This is a genomic window from Stenotrophomonas sp. CASM101 (assembly GCF_049384845.1).
Lineage (GTDB): Bacteria > Pseudomonadota > Gammaproteobacteria > Xanthomonadales > Xanthomonadaceae > Stenotrophomonas > Stenotrophomonas hibiscicola.
Genome location: NZ_JBMRFR010000006.1, coordinates 178,882 through 195,415, shown reverse-complemented (window position 1 = coordinate 195,415; position 16,534 = coordinate 178,882). Strand labels below are relative to the sequence as shown.

Sequence of the window (16,534 nt, the reverse complement as noted above, 5' to 3'; positions counted from 1 at the left end):
GGTCGGATACCTTTCCCTGCGGAAAGGAATCCGACCCCGATCAGGTCGCCAGCAGTGGCCTTGGACTCAGTCCTGGTGGGGCGTCAGCGCCGGGCCGTCGTGGGACTCGCCCTTGGCCACCAGGGTGGTCAGGGCCAGGTCGCCGGTCACGTTCAGGGCGGTACGGCACATGTCCAGGAAGTGGTTCACGCCCAGGATCAGGCCGATGCCCAGCGGGTTCACGCCCACCATCGCGCAGATCATCGCCACCACCGGCAGCGAGCCCGAGGGCACGCCGGCCGTGCCGATGCCACCGAGGATGCAGACCGCCATCACCATGATCTGCTGGCCGATGCTCAGGTCCACGCCGAAGAACTGGGCCAGGAAGATCACCGTCACGCCCTCGAACAGCGCAGTGCCGTTCTGGTTGGCGGTGGCGCCCACGGTCAGCACGAAGCGCGACACGCGCTGCGGCAGGCCCATCTGGTCGGCCACGCGCAGCGCGGTCGGCAGGGTGGCGTTGCTGGAGGCGGTGGAGAACGCCATCACCGTCGCTTCCTGGGTATCGCGGAAGAACGACAGCGGCGAGCGGCCGGACAGCCACACGGCGGTGCCGTAGGTCACGATCATGTGCAGGCCCAGCGCCAGCACCACCACGCCCACGTAGGCGCCCAGGCGGATGATCAGTTCGAAGCCGAACAGCGCGGCCAGGTTGAACATGAAGCAAGCCACCGCATACGGGGCCAGGCGGATGACCAGGTTGATCAGGGTCATCGAGATTTCGAACACGCCTTCGATGGCGCGGCGCAGCGGTGCGACCTTCTCGTTGTCGGTCAACACCATGCCGATGCCGAACATCAGCGCGAAGAACATCAGCGACAGGATCGCGCCGTTGTCGGACGCGGCCTGCAGCACGTTGCTCGGCACGATCGACAACAGCATGTCCATGCCCTTCGGCGTGCCATGGATGCCGGCAACGATTTCCTTGCTGCGCTCGGCGTTCTCCGAAAGCATCATGGCGGCGACCTGCGGATCGACGCCGGCGCCTGGCTTGAGCAGGTTGACCAGCACCAGGCCGATGCCCACGGCAATGCCGGACAACAGCACGGTATAGGCCAGGGTCTTCCAGCCGATGCGGCCAAGGGCGCGGATGTCGCCCATCTCCGACACGCCCATGATCAGCGCCGAGAAGATCAGCGGCACGATCAGCATGAAGATCAGGTTGAGGAACAGGCCCGACGCCGGGGTGGTGATGTAGTCCATTACCCACTTGGCACCGGCCTGCAGACCATCGACGCTGCCACCCAGGGCGTGCACGATCAATCCCAGGACCAAGCCGATCGCAAAGCCGATGCCCATCTTCCAATGCAGGGGCAACTTCTTCTTGTCGGCAGCAGCTGCTGTCATGCGCGGGTTTCCTCGAAAAATGAATGCACTCTAACAAAGCGCGCAAGCGGCGCCGGTTCAGGTTCGCCGCGGCGGGTACAGCGGCGGCAGCCCAGTGTTGGCGGCGTCGACAACGCTCGACCAGTGCGGTCCGTCACGGAAGACCTCGCGCAGGCGCGTACGCAAGGTCGCCAGATCACCCTGCCCGCCCCAGCGGGCCTGTTGCAGGTCCTGCAGCACCTGGCGCTGGGCCGGGTCATCCAACCGGGCGATGACCTGCTCGATGCGTTCAACGCCGGCCATCGCGCATAGCTGAGCTTCTACCTGATCGAAGCCTTCACCATCCAGCGCGCGGCGCAGTTCGGCCAGGCCGGCACGTCCAGTCGCCACAGCCGGCACAGCCCCCCTGCCCGCCTCAGGCGGCGCCACGCGCGGGCGACGGCCACGCTGCCAGCCCCACAGCAGGGTCAGCAGCCACAGCAGCGCCAGGCCGATAGCGGCGCCCATCCATGGCCACGGACGCTCGGCCAGGCCGCTGGCGCGCGGATCGGTGGCCGCGATACGGCTGTCCTGGCCATCGCCCCCCGGCAGCGCAGCATCGGTGTCGATCGGCGGCAGCGGCGCAGGTGAAGCACTGCCACCGCCATTACCGGCTGCGACGGCGAGTGTCAGGTCCGGCAGCTTCGCTTCCTGTGGCTTGCCCGCACGAACATCCCACCACGGCAGGCGCGGCCCCGGCACCACCAGCGAACCCGGCTGGCGCGGCACGATCGAATAGCGGCGGGTGATCTTCAGGCGCGGCGTGCTGCCGTTGAAGCTCTCTTCGTACTGTGCGGGTTCGGCGAACACCTGTGCGGCGTTGCCGACATCGGGCACCGGCAGGTCGGTGAACTGCGCGCGGGTGGCACCTTCGGCAATCGCCTCGACCACCACGTTGGCCGCCTCACCGGCATGGGCGCGGGCCGGTGCACTGGTGTAGCGCAGCTGCAGGCCCTGCAGCGGCAACCATGGCTGCGGCGCCTGCGCCGGCTGTGCCTGTACCTGCAACGTGCGGTCGGCGCCGGTGGCATTCATGCGCCCGTCGCCGCCGCCGAAGAAATCGTCGAAGAAGCCACCGGCACTGCGCCCACTGAAGCGCGCACCGGCCAGCCGGAGTGCACCGCTGCGCTCGGGAACAAGCAGGAAGCGCCGCTCGACCACGTTGTAGCGACGGCCATTGACCTGCCGCACATCGGTGCGGTCATCGCCCACCCGCTGCAACGACGCGCCTGCCGGGGTATCCAGCACCAGTTCGCCGGACGCCAGCTGCGAGGCGAAATACAGCCGCACCACCACGCCCACGCTCTGCTGCACGTACGGCGTCTCGTCATCGACAACGGTTTCGATGAAGGCCACCGCGTTGCTGTCGGGGCCGGCCACGGCAGCGGCATCCACTTGAAGGGTCAGCGGCGCGGTACGTACGCTGCCCACCTGCAGGCCCGGCACCACCAGCGCGCCGCTACGCCGCGGCGTGAGTGCCACGCCATACAGAGTGCGCTGCTGCATGCTGCCATTGCTCCACTCCACCTGACGGCTGCTGGTCTGCCCGCTGAGATCGAAGTCGGTACGCAACGGCGTGAAGTCCGGCGCGCCCTGGTCGCTCTCGACATTGAGCATGACCGTGTCACCCAACGCGATGCGGTCGCGGTCCAGCCACGCGCGCGGCTGCGCCCAGGCCAGCAGCGGCAGCCACAGCAGCAACGCCGCCAGTACCTGTCGGGGCCAGTGCCTGTGCATGTTGATCGCCCGCGTCATCGCCCTTCCCTCTTCCTGCGTTGGTTTTCCAGCTGGAACTTGGCCCGCAGCAATGCGCCCGGATCATCCGGTACGCGCCGCATCCACGCCTCCACCGCCTGTTGCTCCTCGCGTTGGCGCGGGGTGGTGCCGTCGCTGCCTGGCACGGGCTTGCCATCCTGCTCGCCCTTGCCCTCACGTGCCTGCTGCATTGCCTGCTGCATGCGCTGGCGCTGCTGCTCATCGGCCCGGGCCTGTGCCTTGGCATCCTCCACCTGTGGTGGCGCCTGCTGTCCATCGCGCCCGCGCTCGCCGGGCTGCGGGCTCGACGGGTTCTTGTCGTCACCGGGCTTGGGCTGCCCCTGCTGGCCCGGTTGCGGCTGGCCCTGGCCAGGATCCTGCTGGCCCTGCTGCGGCTTCTGGCCCTGCGGATTCTGCTGCCCCTGGCCGTTCTGCGGTGGCTTCTGCTGCCCGTTCTGCGGTGGTTTCTGCTGATCCTGGCCTTTGCCACCGGACTGCTTGCGCTTGCGCGCGGCATCGACCACGGCACGGTTGGCGACCGCATCGGCCATGCCGGGATGCAGCGCCAGCGCGCGGTCGTAGGCGGCAATGGCTTCGTCGTAGTGGCCCTGGCGGGCCAGTGCATTGGCCAGGTTGTACCAGCCCGCATCGCTGTCGATGCCCTCGAACTGCTTGCGGGCACCGGCGAAATCGCCATTGCGGTACGCCTGCGCACCTTCGGCCAAGCGCTGGTGCTGCACCTGGTCGGCGCGCTTCCACAGCGTGCCCTGCGCTGGCGGTACGGCGGGCGCGGCAGGCGCCTGCGCCTGCACGTCGCTCATCCATGGCAGCAGGCCCACCGCCAGCACTGCCGCCAGCAGCGCGCGGCGGCGGAAGGCCAGCAACGCCAGCAGCATCACCGGTGGCAGCAGCCAGAACCCTTCATCACGCCATTGCTTGCCCTCGCCCGGCCGCTGCGCTGCAGTGCCTTCGCGTGCATCCAGTACGCCCAGTGCGCGCAGATCACTGGCATCGGCGGCGATGCGGGCATAGCGGCCACCTCCCGCGGTGGCCACGGCACGCAGGCTGCCTTCGTCCAGCGCAGCCTGGCGGATCTGCCCACTGCCATCCCGGTACGCCGCCCCGGCGGGGGTGCCCAGGCCCAGTACCGACACCTGCAGGCCGAGGCTGCGCGCCTGCGCTGCGGCCAGTGCCGCTTCATCATCGGCGTGATCGCTGACCAGCAGGATCTGCCCCCGCAGCGCCCCGATCTGGCGCATCAACCGCGTTGCCCAGTCGATGCCGCGGTCGGCACGCTGGCCGTCACGTGGCATCACATCCGGCGACAACGCGTCCAGATACAGCGCCACATTGCTGCCGTCGTCGGTCAGCGGCGCCACGGTGTAGGCGTCCTCGGCGTAGACCACCAGGCCCACCTGTCCGCCCTGGCGGGCACGCAGCAGCTCACCCACTTTCGCCCGCGCCTGCAGCAGGCGCGACGGCGGCAGGTCGGTGGCATTGATCCGGCTGGATAGATCCAGCACCACCAGCAGCGGCGCGCTGGCCTGGAACATCGGCTGTGCCTGCTGGCGCCAGCTTGGCCCGGCCATGGCCAGCGAGGCCAGCGTCCAGCCCAGCAGGACGGCCCAGGGCAGGCGTACGCGGCGGCGCGTGCCCGCGGCCAGCAGATGCGGCAACAGGTGGGCATCCACCGCTGTTCGCCACACATCGCTGCGCCGCTGCCGGTACAGCGCCAGTGCAAGAATGACCGGCAAAGCCAGCAAGGCCCACAGCCATTCCGGGCGCAGGAAGTGCAGCGCATTCCAATCGGGAAGATTCGAAGCAAGCGCGATCATCGGCGACGCTCCGGCCACAGCCACGCCAGCACGCCCAGCAGCAACGCCACCCCCAATGGCCAGGCATAACGTTCTTCGCGCGGGCGCAGGCTCGGCCCCTTCGCGGCGATCGGCTCCAGCCGGTCCAGTTCAGCGTAGATCCCGGCCAGCTGCGCGGTGTCACGCGCGCGGAAGAACTGGCCACCGGTCATGCTGGCAATCTTCTTCAACGTGGCCTCGTCGACCGGGTCCTGATCGGCGGAAATGGGAATGCCGAACAGGCGCATGCTGCCATCGCCACCAAATGCGACGGTGTGGATGCGCACGCCCTCGGCGCGGGCCACCTCCGCCGCGCGCAGCGGTTCCAGCACGCCGGCGTTGCTGACGCCGTCGGTCAGCAGGATCAATACGCGCTGGCCTTCGGGTTGGCTGCGCAGGCGCTTCACCGCCAGGCCGATGGCATCACCGATCGCCGTCTCGCGACCCGCCAGGCCAACCACGCTGTCGCGCAGCTGGTCGCGCACGCTGGCCAGATCGGCCGTCAGCGGCGTAAGCGTGTAGGCGCGGTCGCCGAAGATCAGCAGGCCGATGCGATCACCGGCACGACGATCCAGGAAATCGGCCAACACGGCCTTGGCTGCGGTCAGGCGATCCACCGCCTGTCCACCCAGCACCATGTCGCCCTCGCCCATGCTGCCGGACACGTCCATCGCCAGCATCATCTGCCGGCCCTGCTGCGGCGGGGTGATTGCTTCGCCCAGCTGTTGCGGGCGTGCCAGTGCGACGCACAGCGCGCACCAGCCCAGCCACAACAGCAGCGTGCGCAGCCACGACACATCAACGCGGCCGCCACCGGCCAGCGCTTCCAGTTCCGTCGCTGCATAGGGCACGCGCAGCGCAGCGCCGGGATCGGCACGACGCTTCCACCAGCGCATCAGCAACGGCAACGGCAGCGCCAGCAGGGCCAGCGGCCACGCCAGCTGCAGCTCCGGCCACGGCCAGTAACTTGCCAGCAGGTTCATCGGCGCCGCTCCAGCAGCATGGCCAGATAGCGCTCGCGCGCCCAGCTGCGCAGCGCCGCCACATCGTTGGCGTCCACGCGTGGGCGATAGGCCCCTTCGGCCAGCAGGCTGCGACGCGCCGCGGGCAGCGTGCCTTCCGGATCCACGCGCTGCCACCAGGCATCATCGCGCAGGGATTCACTGCCGGGCTGTGCCTGGCGCGCGGCGCGACGCAGCAGTCCTGCAATCGCCGCCAGTTCTGCAGCAGCATCGCCGGTGGTTGCCAGCTCCTGATCGAACAGCTGCAACCAGCGTTGGCAGCGTCGGCGGCGCTGCCACCACACGAAGGCCATCGCCGCCAGCAACAGCAGCACCCCACCGCCGATCATCAGATAGCCCGGTGCCGGTGGCCACCACGACGGAGGCGGTGGCACTTGGACGTCGCGCAGCGGCAGGTTGGCACTCATGCCGGCACCTCGGTGGGCGATGGTGCCAACCAGGCATCGCTGGGCGCATCGGTGGTCAGCACCTGCACATCGACACGGCGTGCGCCGAGCTGACGCCGCAGTTCCTGCAGCGGTTCGACGAAGTGTGCCTGCCAATGCGCCTGCACCTCGCTGCGCCGCAGGTCCAGGCCGATGCGCTGCTGCAGGGTCTGGAACTGCAGCGCGGCCGATGGAGGCTGCAGTTCCAATGGATCGACCAGCAGCACCAGGCTGAGGTCATGGTGCTGGGCCAGCGCACTCCAGCGCGCAGGCGGAATACGGATGGCCTGCTGCGGGTCGGCCAGCACCAGCACGCGTGCACCCGGGCGCAGGACGCGACCGGCATGGTCCAGCGCGCGCTCCAGGCCAAGGTCATCGGCCGGTGGCTGCGCATACCACCGGGTGAGCGCATCCAGCACGCGCAGCACGCCGCGCGGGCCACCTGCCGGTGCGATCGGTGGTTCACGGTCGCTGCCACGCAGGGCGCCGATGCGATCACCACGACGCTGTGCCGACCACGCGGCGACAGCACCGGCACGTGCGGCCTGCACCGATTTGAAGCGCACGCGGGTGCCGAAGTACAGGGCCGGCGAGGTATCGGCCACGATCAGGCTGACCCGCTCGCGTTCGGCCTGGAACAGTTTGGTGTGGGCACGACCTGTGCGTGCGGTTACCCGCCAGTCGATATGGCGCGCATCATCACCGGCCACGTACTCGCGTGACTCGGCATACTCCATGCCACGCCCACGCAGCGGCGACGGCGCCTGCCCCGCGTTGCCGGCGCGGCCACGGCGTGGCGGCGGCGGTCGCTGTGCAAGGCGGCGCAGCGCTACCAGTTCGGCCAGCTGCGGGCGCAGCCCGTCACCGTCGCTGACGGAAGAGGCGTGGTGCAGGGATGGATCGGCCATGCGCAGGCTCAGGGTGCCGGCACGCGGGCCAGCAGTTCCTGCACCAGGCGTTCGCCGTCCCAGCCTTCGGCGGTGGCTTCGTAGCTGGGCAGTACGCGATGGCGCAGCACGTCGGCGGCAACCGCTCGCACGTCATCGGGCGTGACGAAGTCGCGGCCGGCCAACCAGGCGCGCGCACGTGCGCAGCGTTCCAGCGCGATGGAACCGCGCGGGCTGGCGCCCCAGGCAATGCGGCGGCCCAGGCCAGCGTCATAGCGCGACGGATCACGCGAGGCCAGCACCAGCTCGATCAGGTAGCGTTCCAGCGCCGGCGCCATGTGCAGGTCCAGCACTTCGCGGCGGGCATCGAACACATCCTGCATCGGCAGCTTTTCCGCCGCCGGTGCGGCTTCGCCCAGCGCGCCACGGGCGCGGTCGCGGGCCAGCCGAAGGATCTCCGATTCGGCGGCCTGGTCCGGGTAGCCGATGCGTACATGCATCAGGAACCGGTCCAGCTGTGCTTCGGGCAGCGGGAAAGTGCCTTCCTGCTCGATCGGGTTCTGCGTGGCCATCACCAGGAACAGCGGCGGCAGCGCGTAGGTGTGGCGGCCAACGGTGACCTGGCGCTCACCCATCGCTTCCAGCAGCGCCGACTGCACCTTGGCCGGCGCGCGGTTGATTTCATCGGCCAGCAGGATCGGGTGGAAGATCGGGCCGGGTACGAATTCGAAGCGGCCCTCCTGCGGGCGCCAGATCTCGGTGCCGGTCAGGTCGGCCGGCAACAGGTCCGGGGTGAACTGCACGCGGGCGAAATCCGCCTCCAGGCGCGAGGCCAGCGCACGGATCGCCGTGGTCTTGGCCAGGCCCGGAGCGCCTTCCACCAACAGGTGGCCATCGGCCAGCAGCGCGATCAGCAGGCGTTCGACCAGTGCCGCCTGGCCGACGATCTCGGCCGACAGGGCATCGCGCAGCTGGGTGAAGGCGCCATGCAGGCGGGAGGCGGCCGGCGCGGGCGGCGGCGAGACGGTTTCGGGCATCGGCGGTGGCAGGTTCATGGGGGCCTTTGACCGGCGCGGGACGGCACGGGTTCCCGACATCATCGCAGGGTGCCCTGCGATTGGCATCAAGAACGGCTGAACGGCGCATCCACGCATGGCGTGGATCTACGGGTGGAAACGCAGAAGGGCCGCGCATGGCGGCCCTTCTGCGTTGCGCGGGTGGCGGGGGCTCAGTTCTGCTTGGCCACGCGCAGCACCTTCGGCGTGACGAACACCAGCAGCTCGGCCTTGTCCTTGTTGCGGCCGCGCTTCTTGAACAGGTTGCCCAGGAACGGCACGTCGCCCAGGAACGGCACCTTGCTGATGCTGCTGCGGTCGGTGAACTCGTACACGCCACCGATGACCACGGTCTGCCCATCCTCGACCAGTACCGCAGTGTTGACCTCGCGGCGGTTGATCGACGGCACCGTGCCGTAGCCCTGCAGTTCGATCAGGCGGTCGACTTCATCCTTCTTCACCTGCATGTTGAGGAACACGCGGTTGTCGTTGGTGATGGTCGGGGTCACCCGCAGTTCCAGCACCACTTCCTTGAACTGCACGTTCGGGGTGGAGCCGGCGCCACCGGCAGCACCGGTGCCGCTGATGGTGACGTAGCCGATTTCCTTGCCCTGCTTGATCATCGCCTCGCGCTGGTTGGTGGTAACCACGCGCGGGTTGGAGATCACCTCACCTCGCGACTCTTCCTGCATGGCCGACAGCTCCACGTCCAGCAGGTAGCCTGCGTTGAGGATCGACAGCGCCAGCGAGCCAGGGTTGTTGGCTGCGGCCACCGGCAGGTTCCAGTTCAGGCCGCGCTTGATGGTCGGGCCGCTGGGAATCGGCGCCGGGCCGACGCTGCCGCCGGCCTGCCACTCGCGAATCGCCTTGGCGTTGGCCTGCGCCGTATCGACCTGCGACTTGCGGGTTTCGGCATTGGCATCCAGGCTGCCGCTGAAGTACACGTTGTCGCGGCTGCCGCTGATGCCGAACTTCGCACCCAGCTCGCGGGCGAAGGTATCGGTAGCGATGACGATACGGCTTTCGATCAGCACCTGGTCAACCGGACGGTCGATCACACCGATCAGCTCACGCATGCGCGCGATCTTCTTCGGGATGTCGCTGATCATCAGCGTGTTGGTGCGCTCGTCGGCCACGATACGGCCGCGCGAGGACAGGAAACCACTGTCTTCCTGCGACGAACCGCCGCCACCGCCATTGCCGCCACCACCACCGCCGCCGATGCCCTTGGCCTCGGTCAGCGCTTTGAAGATCTGCGTGGCGCTGTGGTAGTTGATCTGGACGTAATCGGTGACCAGGTCTTCGCGGTTCTCGATGGCGATGCGCGCGTCTTCCTTCTCCTGCTCGAACTTGGCCAGCTCAGCCTGCGGAGCGACCCAGATGACGCTGCCATCGCGACGCTTGTCCAGGCCCTTGGCGCGCAGCACGATGTCCAGCGCCTGGTCCCACGGCACGTTGACCAGGCGCAAGGTCACATTGCCCTGTACCGAATCGGAGGCCACCACGTTGAGATTGGATTCCTCGGCGATCAACTGCAGCACGGTGCGCACCGGCACGTCCTGGAAGTTGAAGGTCACCGGCTTGCCGGTGAAGCCACGCTGCCCCACCGCCTTGGCGGCCTGGGTGACGCTGCCGGCGGTGACCGCGCCCACCGCGGCGGGCGCCTGCCGCGGGCTGATCTCCACCACGTACTCGTTGCCGCTCTGGTAGGCCAGCGACTCCACCGCGCCACCGGTACTGAGCACCAGCTGCGTACCGGCACCGGACGGCTTGGCGTCGATGCGCTGCACCGGTGTGGCAAAGTCGGTGACGTTCATCGGCTTCTGCAGGTTGGCCGGCAGCCGAGCGTTACCGACATCGACCACCACGCTGTTGCCCTGCGTACGCAGATCCGGCACCGCGCCCTGGCCGTCGAACTGGACGATCAGGCGCCCGGCGCCATCATCGCCGCGCTTGAAATCGATCTTGGCCACCGACAGGCCGGCCGGCGCTGCCGCCGGAGCCACGGTGGCGCCCACCGGCTTCTCGGCCGGTGCGGCGGCCAGCGCCGGAGCGCAGGCCAGCATCAGCGCGACTCCCAACGCGCTGACACGGTTCAAGGTAGAGCGCCGGATGGGACGCAGCCCCTTGGCTTGGTGAAAGGTCATCGTGCTATCCCCAGTAAACGATCATTGATCTTCAAGCGAGAGCGTTGCCGGCCGTTCCAGCCAGCCGCCCGCGCCATCCGGCACCAGTTCGATCAGCTCCACGTGGTCTTCGAAGACCGCCGTGACCCGCCCGTCGCTCTGCCCCAGGTACCCACCCGGGCGTACCCGGTAGGTCACCTTGTCCGGCCCCATCACCAGCGCCACGGTAGCGGCGCCGGTGCCGATGGTACCGACCATGTCCAGTGCATCCAGCGGGAAGCCTTCCAACGGCTCCTTGCGCCGGTTCGGATCCGGACGCAATCCGCCATTCCCCTGCTGCGGATTGGTCCAGGCATCGGTGAACGGATCGCGCAGGCCCTGTGCGGAGTATTCGAAGGTTTCGAACTGCTGCATCACCGGCAGCGGCTCCAGCGGCTGCGCCGGTCGGGCACGCTCGCCTTCCACCCACTTTTCAAGGTTGGGCGCATCACCCGGCGTGCTGGTCACATCGCGGCCGCACGCGGCCAGCATCAGCACGACGGCTGCCATCCCACAACGCGCAAAGAGGGAACGGATCACTTCTTCTCCTCCTTGCCGGCGTCAGCCGCCTGCTGTGCCTGCACCTCGGTCTCATCCAGATAGCGATAGGTCTTGACCGTGCCGGACAGTTCCAGCGCACCGCTGCGGGCGTTGCCGGTGGCCTTGTCCTTGGGCTTGAGGTTGATGTCGTGCATGGTCAGGATGACCACGCGCGGCAGCGACGCCACGCCACTGACGAAAGCACCGAACTGGTGGTAACTGCCCACCATGCGCAGCTTGATCGGCTTTTCGGCGTAGAACTCCTTGACCTGCTCCTGCTCCGGCTCGAACAGCTCGTTGGTCAGGCCGCTGGACAACGCCGTCTGCGAGATGTCGATGATCAGGTCAGGCATTTCGGTCTTGCTGGGCAGCTGCCGCAGCATCTGCTGCAGCACCTGTTCCATCTGTGCCAGCTGCTGCTTCAGCGGTGCCAGGTTCACCGCGCGCTCCTGCTGCTTGGTGAACTCGGCACGCAGGTCGACTTCCTTCGATTCCAGGCCGGCCAGTTCCTCGCGCTTGCCACTGATCAGCAGCATCCACGCAACGAACATGATCACCAGCGCCAACAGCGAGCAGAAGACGATCTTGGCCTTCTGCGGCCAGTTGCCGATGTCGTTGAAATCCAGGTTCTTCAGATCGATTTTCTGGCTCATGCGCGATCCCCCTGCAGCGGGGCGTTGAAGGCCTGCGGCGGCTGCGCCAGGCGGCTGCCCTCGGGCTTCGGCGCAGGCTTGGCAGCCGGGGCTGCCGGCTGGTTCGGCGCGGCCGGGGTGGCAGCAGGTGCGTTGACCGGAGCGGCGGCGGGGGCGGGGGCAGCCGGAGCAGCAGCGGGCTGGCCTGCGGCCGGTGCAGCAGGCGCCGCTGCATCCGGGCCGGCGGCAAGCGGGGCCACGGCGGGCGGAGCCGGCGTTGCCACCGAACCATCGGCGTTGAGGCCTGGCGTACCGGCCACTTCCTCACTCTGTGCCGGCAGCTTCACCTTGACCACGAACACATAGGGCAGCGCCTTGATGTCCGCAACCGGGCCGGTCTTGCCGTCCTTGTCCTTCTCGGGGTCACGCGCTTCGATGATCGACAGTTCCGGGTTGGTCATCCAGCCGGACGTTTCCAGATTGCGCATGTACGCCGAAACACGGGCGTTGGACTGGGTGCGCCCTTCCAGGGTCAGCACGTCGCCTTCCTGCTTCAGCGCGGTCAGCACCAGGCCATCGGGAATCGTGCGCACCAGCGCATCGAACAGGTGCACCATCTGCGAGCGCTTGGCCTGCAGTTCTTCAATGACCTTCTTGCGGGCCAGCAGGCGTTCCTTCTGCGCGTCGAGGCGGTCGATCTCCTTGTTCTGTTCCTTGACCTTTTCGATCTCGGCTTCCAGATAGGCGTTGCGGTCCATCTGGCCGCTCACCTGGCGGTCGTAATAGAACCAGATCACCAGCGACAGCAGCAGGCCACCGATCGCGGCCATGCCCAGCATTGCGTAGAACTCGCGCTGGCGTTGCTTGCGCCGCTCGGCGCGCCAGGGCAATAGATTGATGCGTGCCATCAGTCGAAGCTCCTCAGCGCCAGACCGGTGGCGATCATCAGCGCGGGGGCATCCTGGGCCAGCGCATGTGCGTTCACCTTCGGCCCCAGGGTCATCTGCGCCAGCGGGTTGGCGACCACGGTCGGCACGCCCAGCTGTTCCTCGACCATTTCCGGCAGGCCGCCGAGCACGGCGCAGCCGCCGGCCAGCACGATGTGGTCAACGCGGTTGAACTCGCTGCCTGCATAGAAGAACTGCAGCAGGCGGCTGATCTGCTGGACCGTGGCTTCCTTGAACGGCTCCAGCACTTCCATCTCGTAGCTTTCCGGCAGCCCACCCTGGCGCTTGGCCAGGCCGGCTTCCTCGTAGCTCAGGCCGTAACGGCGCATGATCTCGTCGGTCAGCTGCTTGCCACCGAACACCTGTTCGCGGCTGTACAGGCTGCGGCCGCCGCGCAGAACGTTGAGGGTGGTCATGGTGGCGCCGATATCGACCAGCGCGACCACGCCCTCGATGGACACCGGCAGCTCGCTGGCGACCAGGGCGTAGGCGTTCTCGACCGCGAAGGCCTCCACGTCCATCACCTTGGCCTGCAGGCCACCCAGTTCCAGGGCCGACTGGCGCAGTTCCACGTTCTCCGAACGCGACGCGGCCAGCAGCACCTGGACCATCTCCGGGTTGTTCGGGATCGCCCCGATCACCTCGAAGTCCAGGTTCACTTCCTCGATCGGGTACGGAATGTAGTTGACCGCTTCCAGCTCGATCTGGGCTTCCATGTCGTTCTCGTCGAGCTCGGCCGGCATCGGGATCACCTTGGTGATCACCGCCGAACCGGCAACGGCGGCAGCGGCCAGCTTGGCCTTGCTCCCCGAGCGGTTCATCGCGCGGCGGATGGCCTCACCCACGGCCTCCACTTCCACGATGTTCTTTTCCACCACCGCATTCGGCGGAAGAGGTTCCACAGCGTAATGTTCCACGCGAAAACGGTTGCCACTGCGGGACAGCTGCAAAAGCTTTACCGCAGTCGAACTGATGTCGACGCCTACGAGCGGCGACTGACTTTTTGGGATGAGCCCCACGGTTTCTCCCCTGCCGACGGGCACTTGGACGCAAGACCTGCGCCCGAGCATTAATAACGTATTCTTAGCAAATGGCAACGGCCCTGCTGTGAAGTTCCTCACGGATTCACGATGCAGCCCCTGACTGTTCCCCTTGCGCTCCCCGGTGCCGACCCCAGCCGCCACCTTGCGTAATCTATACTCTGCGACCACGAAATTCGCAATCGGAATCTGAACCCGATGACTCGACTCCGCCGCTGGCTGCGCTGGATCTTCCTGATTGTCCTGGTCCTGGCGCTGATCGGCGCGGCCGCCGTGGGCGGTCTGTACTACGCCGTGTCCTCCAAGCTTCCCGACGTGCAGACCCTGCGCGACGTGGAAATGCAGGAGCCGATGTACGTCTATGCCGCCGACGGCAAGCTGATGGCGGTGTTCGGCGAGACCCGGCGTACCCCGATCACCATGAAGGACGTGCCGGAGAAGCTGAAGCAGGCCTTCCTGGCCACCGAGGACGCCCGCTTCTACGAGCATGGCGGCGTGGACTACAAGGGCATCGGCCGCGCGGTGTGGCTGCTGGCCACCACCAACGACAAGCGCGTGCCCGGTGGTTCCACCATCACCCAGCAGGTGGCCCGCCAGTTCTTCCTCAGCTCCGAGTACAGCTATACCCGCAAGCTGGCCGAGATCCTGCTGGCGCGGAAGATCGAATCCGAGCTGAGCAAGGACGAGATCTTCGAGCTGTACCTGAACAAGAGTTTCTTCGGCAACCGCGCCTACGGCGTGGCCGCCGCCGCCGAGTTCTATTACGGCAAGAAGCTGAACGAGCTGGACCTGGACGAGATGGCCTCGCTGGCCGGCATCCCCAAGTTCCCCTCCTCGGGCAACCCGATCTCCAATCCGGAGCGCGCCCGCCAGCGTCGTGACAACTATGTGTTGCAGCGCATGGCCGACCTGAAGTTCGTCAGCCAGGCCGAGGCCGACGCGGCCAAGGCCGTGCCGATGCACGCCACCGCGCATGAGCCGCCGGTGCAGGTCGACGCGCCCTACGTGGCCGAACTGGTGCGCCAGGAGATGATCGCCCGCTTCGGCGGCGATGTGGTCAACAAGGGCTACCACGTCACCACCACCATCGACTCCACCCTGCAGACCGCCGCCAACCTGGCCGTCCGTGATGGCCTGCTGCTCTACGACCACCGCCACGGCTGGCACGGCGTGGAGAAGCAGGTGCAGGTGGGTGCCGGTGAAGACGCCGCCGCCCTGGCCGAGCACCTGCGTGGCCTGTACGGCCAGGCCGGCCTGCTGCCGGCCATCGTTGCCAGCACCGGTGCCGATGGCAGCGCCACCGTGGTGCTGGCCAACCGCAGCGAGATCGTGCTGCCGGCCGGTGCCGCCAAGTGGACCAACAAGACCCCGGGCAAGCTGGTGCAGCGCGGTGACATCGTGCGCGTGCGTGCCGGTGCCAAGGAAGGTGAGTGGCTGCTGGATCAGCTCCCGCGCGGCCAGTCCGCGCTGGTCTCGCTGGATGCCCACAGCGGCGCACTGAAGGCGCTGGTGGGCGGTTTCAGCTTCTCCGGCAACAAGTTCAACCGTGCCACCCAGGCCCGCCGCCAGCCGGGTTCGAGCTTCAAGCCCTTCATCTACGCCGCGGCCTTCGACAAGGGCTACAACCCGGCCTCGATCGTGCTCGACGCCCCGGTCGTGTTCCGCGACCGCCGCGGCAAGACCTGGGCCCCGCAGAACGACGGCGGCGGTTTCCGCGGCCCGATGCGCCTGCGCGAAGCGCTGGTGCAGTCGCGCAACCTGGTCTCGGTGCGTCTGCTCGATGGCATGGGCGTGGACTACGCGCGCAAGTACATCAGCGAATTTGGTTTCGCCGAATCGGAACTGCCGCCGAACCTGTCGATGTCGCTGGGTACCGCCTCGCTCACCCCGCTGTCGGTGGCCCGTGGCTACGCCGTGTTCGCCAACGGCGGCTCGCGCGTGGACACCTGGCTGATCGACCAGGTGAACGACCGCGACGGCAACCTGGTGTTCAAGGAAAACCCGGCGATGGCCTGCCGCGACTGCGCCGGCAGCAGCGACCAGCCGGTCAACCAGGTGGTGGACGGCTTCAACTTCGGCGCCCCGGCCCCGAAGGTGGACCCGGCTGCTGCGGCCAAGGCCGAAGCCAAGGCCGAGACCCCGGCCGCGCCGGTCAACCCCGATGCCCGCACCGCCCCGCGCGCGATCGACGCCCGCACCGCCTACCAGCTGGTATCGATGATGCGCGACGTCGTCCAGCGCGGTACCGGCGTGCAGGCCAAGGTGCTCGGCCGCGAGGACGTGGGCGGCAAGACCGGCTCCACCAACGACCACCGCGACGCCTGGTTCTCCGGCTTCGGTGGCCCGTACGTGACCACCGTATGGGTGGGCCGCGACGACTTCCGCTCGCTGGGCTACCGCGAATACGGTGGCAAGGCCGCCCTGCCGATCTGGATCGACTACATGCGCACCGCGCTGAAGGACACCCCGATTGCGCAGAACGAGCCGCCCAGCGGCATGGTCCAGGCCACCCTCAACGGCGCGACCGAATGGGTGAAGGTGGAAGACATGGACCGCCTGACCGACTACGACCTGAACCTCAATACGCCGCAGGCCGACGCCGCCGCGTTCGATATCTTTTGAGGAAGGATTCGGTGGGTGCCAACCGTTGGTTGGCACTGCCCTTTGTAGAGCCGAGCCCATGCTCGGCTCCATGCGCCGGCGGTAGAGCAGCCGAGCATGGGCTCGGCTCTACAGGATCAACGGCACCCTTTTGCTCCGGTAGATGCCAACCTTGGGTTGGTGTCACCTTTGTAGAGCCGAGCCATGC

General features: G+C 67.7%; 13 protein-coding genes. 1 reads left to right on the top strand and 12 read right to left on the bottom strand.

Going from position 1 to position 16,534, the window contains the following annotated elements; genetic code table 11:
• Positions 1 to 66: 66 nt before the first annotated feature.
• From VG543_RS11620 to VG543_RS11565, 12 genes are all read right to left on the bottom strand, one after another.
• On the bottom strand, positions 67 to 1,386 hold the full coding sequence (locus tag VG543_RS11620) for a dicarboxylate/amino acid:cation symporter (RefSeq protein ID WP_423178588.1): 1,320 nt from the start codon (positions 1,384 to 1,386) through the stop codon (positions 67 to 69).
• Between the two features lie 57 nt (positions 1,387 to 1,443).
• Positions 1,444 to 3,159 (bottom strand): BatD family protein, encoded by a 1,716-nt coding sequence (locus tag VG543_RS11615; RefSeq protein WP_423178587.1) that lies wholly within the window; start codon positions 3,157 to 3,159, stop codon positions 1,444 to 1,446.
• Positions 3,156 to 4,994, bottom strand: coding sequence for a VWA domain-containing protein (locus tag VG543_RS11610; RefSeq protein ID WP_423178586.1), 1,839 nt, complete (start codon positions 4,992 to 4,994; stop codon positions 3,156 to 3,158). The genes VG543_RS11615 and VG543_RS11610 overlap by 4 nt, the downstream gene beginning before the upstream one ends.
• Positions 4,991 to 5,995 carry a vWA domain-containing protein gene (locus VG543_RS11605; RefSeq protein ID WP_111103976.1) on the bottom strand — a complete coding sequence of 335 codons (1,005 nt, stop codon included), beginning with the start codon at positions 5,993 to 5,995 and terminating at the stop codon, positions 4,991 to 4,993. Before VG543_RS11605 ends, VG543_RS11610 begins: the two co-directional genes overlap by 4 nt.
• Complete coding sequence (locus VG543_RS11600; RefSeq protein WP_233653793.1) at positions 5,992 to 6,441, bottom strand: DUF4381 family protein; 450 nt, start codon at positions 6,439 to 6,441, stop codon at positions 5,992 to 5,994. The genes VG543_RS11605 and VG543_RS11600 overlap by 4 nt, the downstream gene beginning before the upstream one ends.
• Positions 6,438 to 7,367 carry a DUF58 domain-containing protein gene (locus tag VG543_RS11595; RefSeq protein ID WP_312546250.1) on the bottom strand — a complete coding sequence of 310 codons (930 nt, stop codon included), beginning with the start codon at positions 7,365 to 7,367 and terminating at the stop codon, positions 6,438 to 6,440. The genes VG543_RS11600 and VG543_RS11595 overlap by 4 nt, the downstream gene beginning before the upstream one ends.
• An 8-nt stretch (positions 7,368 to 7,375) precedes the next feature.
• A complete protein-coding gene (locus VG543_RS11590; protein WP_021203694.1) occupies positions 7,376 to 8,401 on the bottom strand; it encodes an AAA family ATPase in 1,026 nt (341 codons plus the stop codon).
• A gap of 173 nt (positions 8,402 to 8,574) precedes the next feature.
• Entirely contained in the window at positions 8,575 to 10,548 is a 1,974-nt protein-coding gene (locus VG543_RS11585; protein WP_111098865.1) for a type IV pilus secretin PilQ, read from the bottom strand.
• Positions 10,549 to 10,569: 21 nt separating this feature from the next.
• A complete protein-coding gene (locus tag VG543_RS11580) occupies positions 10,570 to 11,076 on the bottom strand; it encodes a pilus assembly protein PilP (protein WP_010484064.1) in 507 nt (168 codons plus the stop codon).
• A 26-nt stretch (positions 11,077 to 11,102) separates the two neighbouring features.
• Positions 11,103 to 11,759: a type 4a pilus biogenesis protein PilO gene (locus VG543_RS11575; protein ID WP_010484063.1), complete on the bottom strand. Its 657-nt coding sequence runs from the start codon at positions 11,757 to 11,759 to the stop codon at positions 11,103 to 11,105.
• Positions 11,756 to 12,646: a PilN domain-containing protein gene (locus tag VG543_RS11570; RefSeq protein WP_180877605.1), complete on the bottom strand. Its 891-nt coding sequence runs from the start codon at positions 12,644 to 12,646 to the stop codon at positions 11,756 to 11,758. Before VG543_RS11570 ends, VG543_RS11575 begins: the two co-directional genes overlap by 4 nt.
• A complete protein-coding gene (locus tag VG543_RS11565) occupies positions 12,646 to 13,704 on the bottom strand; it encodes a pilus assembly protein PilM (protein ID WP_010484061.1) in 1,059 nt (352 codons plus the stop codon). The genes VG543_RS11570 and VG543_RS11565 overlap by 1 nt, the downstream gene beginning before the upstream one ends.
• Positions 13,705 to 13,923: 219 nt before the next feature.
• On the opposite strand from VG543_RS11565, the gene VG543_RS11560 reads away from it, so the two are divergent.
• Positions 13,924 to 16,347 (top strand): penicillin-binding protein 1A, encoded by a 2,424-nt coding sequence (locus VG543_RS11560; RefSeq protein WP_171953534.1) that lies wholly within the window; start codon positions 13,924 to 13,926, stop codon positions 16,345 to 16,347.
• Positions 16,348 to 16,534 lie beyond the last annotated feature (187 nt).

Coding starts and splice junctions, on each gene's coding strand:
- VG543_RS11620 (WP_423178588.1), bottom strand. CDS start 1,386: ATGACAGCAGCTGCTGCCGACAAGAAGAAGTTGCCCCTGCATTGGAAG.
- VG543_RS11615 (WP_423178587.1), bottom strand. CDS start 3,159: ATGACGCGGGCGATCAACATGCACAGGCACTGGCCCCGACAGGTACTG.
- VG543_RS11610 (WP_423178586.1), bottom strand. CDS start 4,994: ATGATCGCGCTTGCTTCGAATCTTCCCGATTGGAATGCGCTGCACTTC.
- VG543_RS11605 (WP_111103976.1), bottom strand. CDS start 5,995: ATGAACCTGCTGGCAAGTTACTGGCCGTGGCCGGAGCTGCAGCTGGCG.
- VG543_RS11600 (WP_233653793.1), bottom strand. CDS start 6,441: ATGAGTGCCAACCTGCCGCTGCGCGACGTCCAAGTGCCACCGCCTCCG.
- VG543_RS11595 (WP_312546250.1), bottom strand. CDS start 7,367: ATGGCCGATCCATCCCTGCACCACGCCTCTTCCGTCAGCGACGGTGAC.
- VG543_RS11590 (WP_021203694.1), bottom strand. CDS start 8,401: ATGAACCTGCCACCGCCGATGCCCGAAACCGTCTCGCCGCCGCCCGCG.
- VG543_RS11585 (WP_111098865.1), bottom strand. CDS start 10,548: ATGACCTTTCACCAAGCCAAGGGGCTGCGTCCCATCCGGCGCTCTACC.
- VG543_RS11580 (WP_010484064.1), bottom strand. CDS start 11,076: ATGGCAGCCGTCGTGCTGATGCTGGCCGCGTGCGGCCGCGATGTGACC.
- VG543_RS11575 (WP_010484063.1), bottom strand. CDS start 11,759: ATGAGCCAGAAAATCGATCTGAAGAACCTGGATTTCAACGACATCGGC.
- VG543_RS11570 (WP_180877605.1), bottom strand. CDS start 12,646: ATGGCACGCATCAATCTATTGCCCTGGCGCGCCGAGCGGCGCAAGCAA.
- VG543_RS11560 (WP_171953534.1), top strand. CDS start 13,924: ATGACTCGACTCCGCCGCTGGCTGCGCTGGATCTTCCTGATTGTCCTG.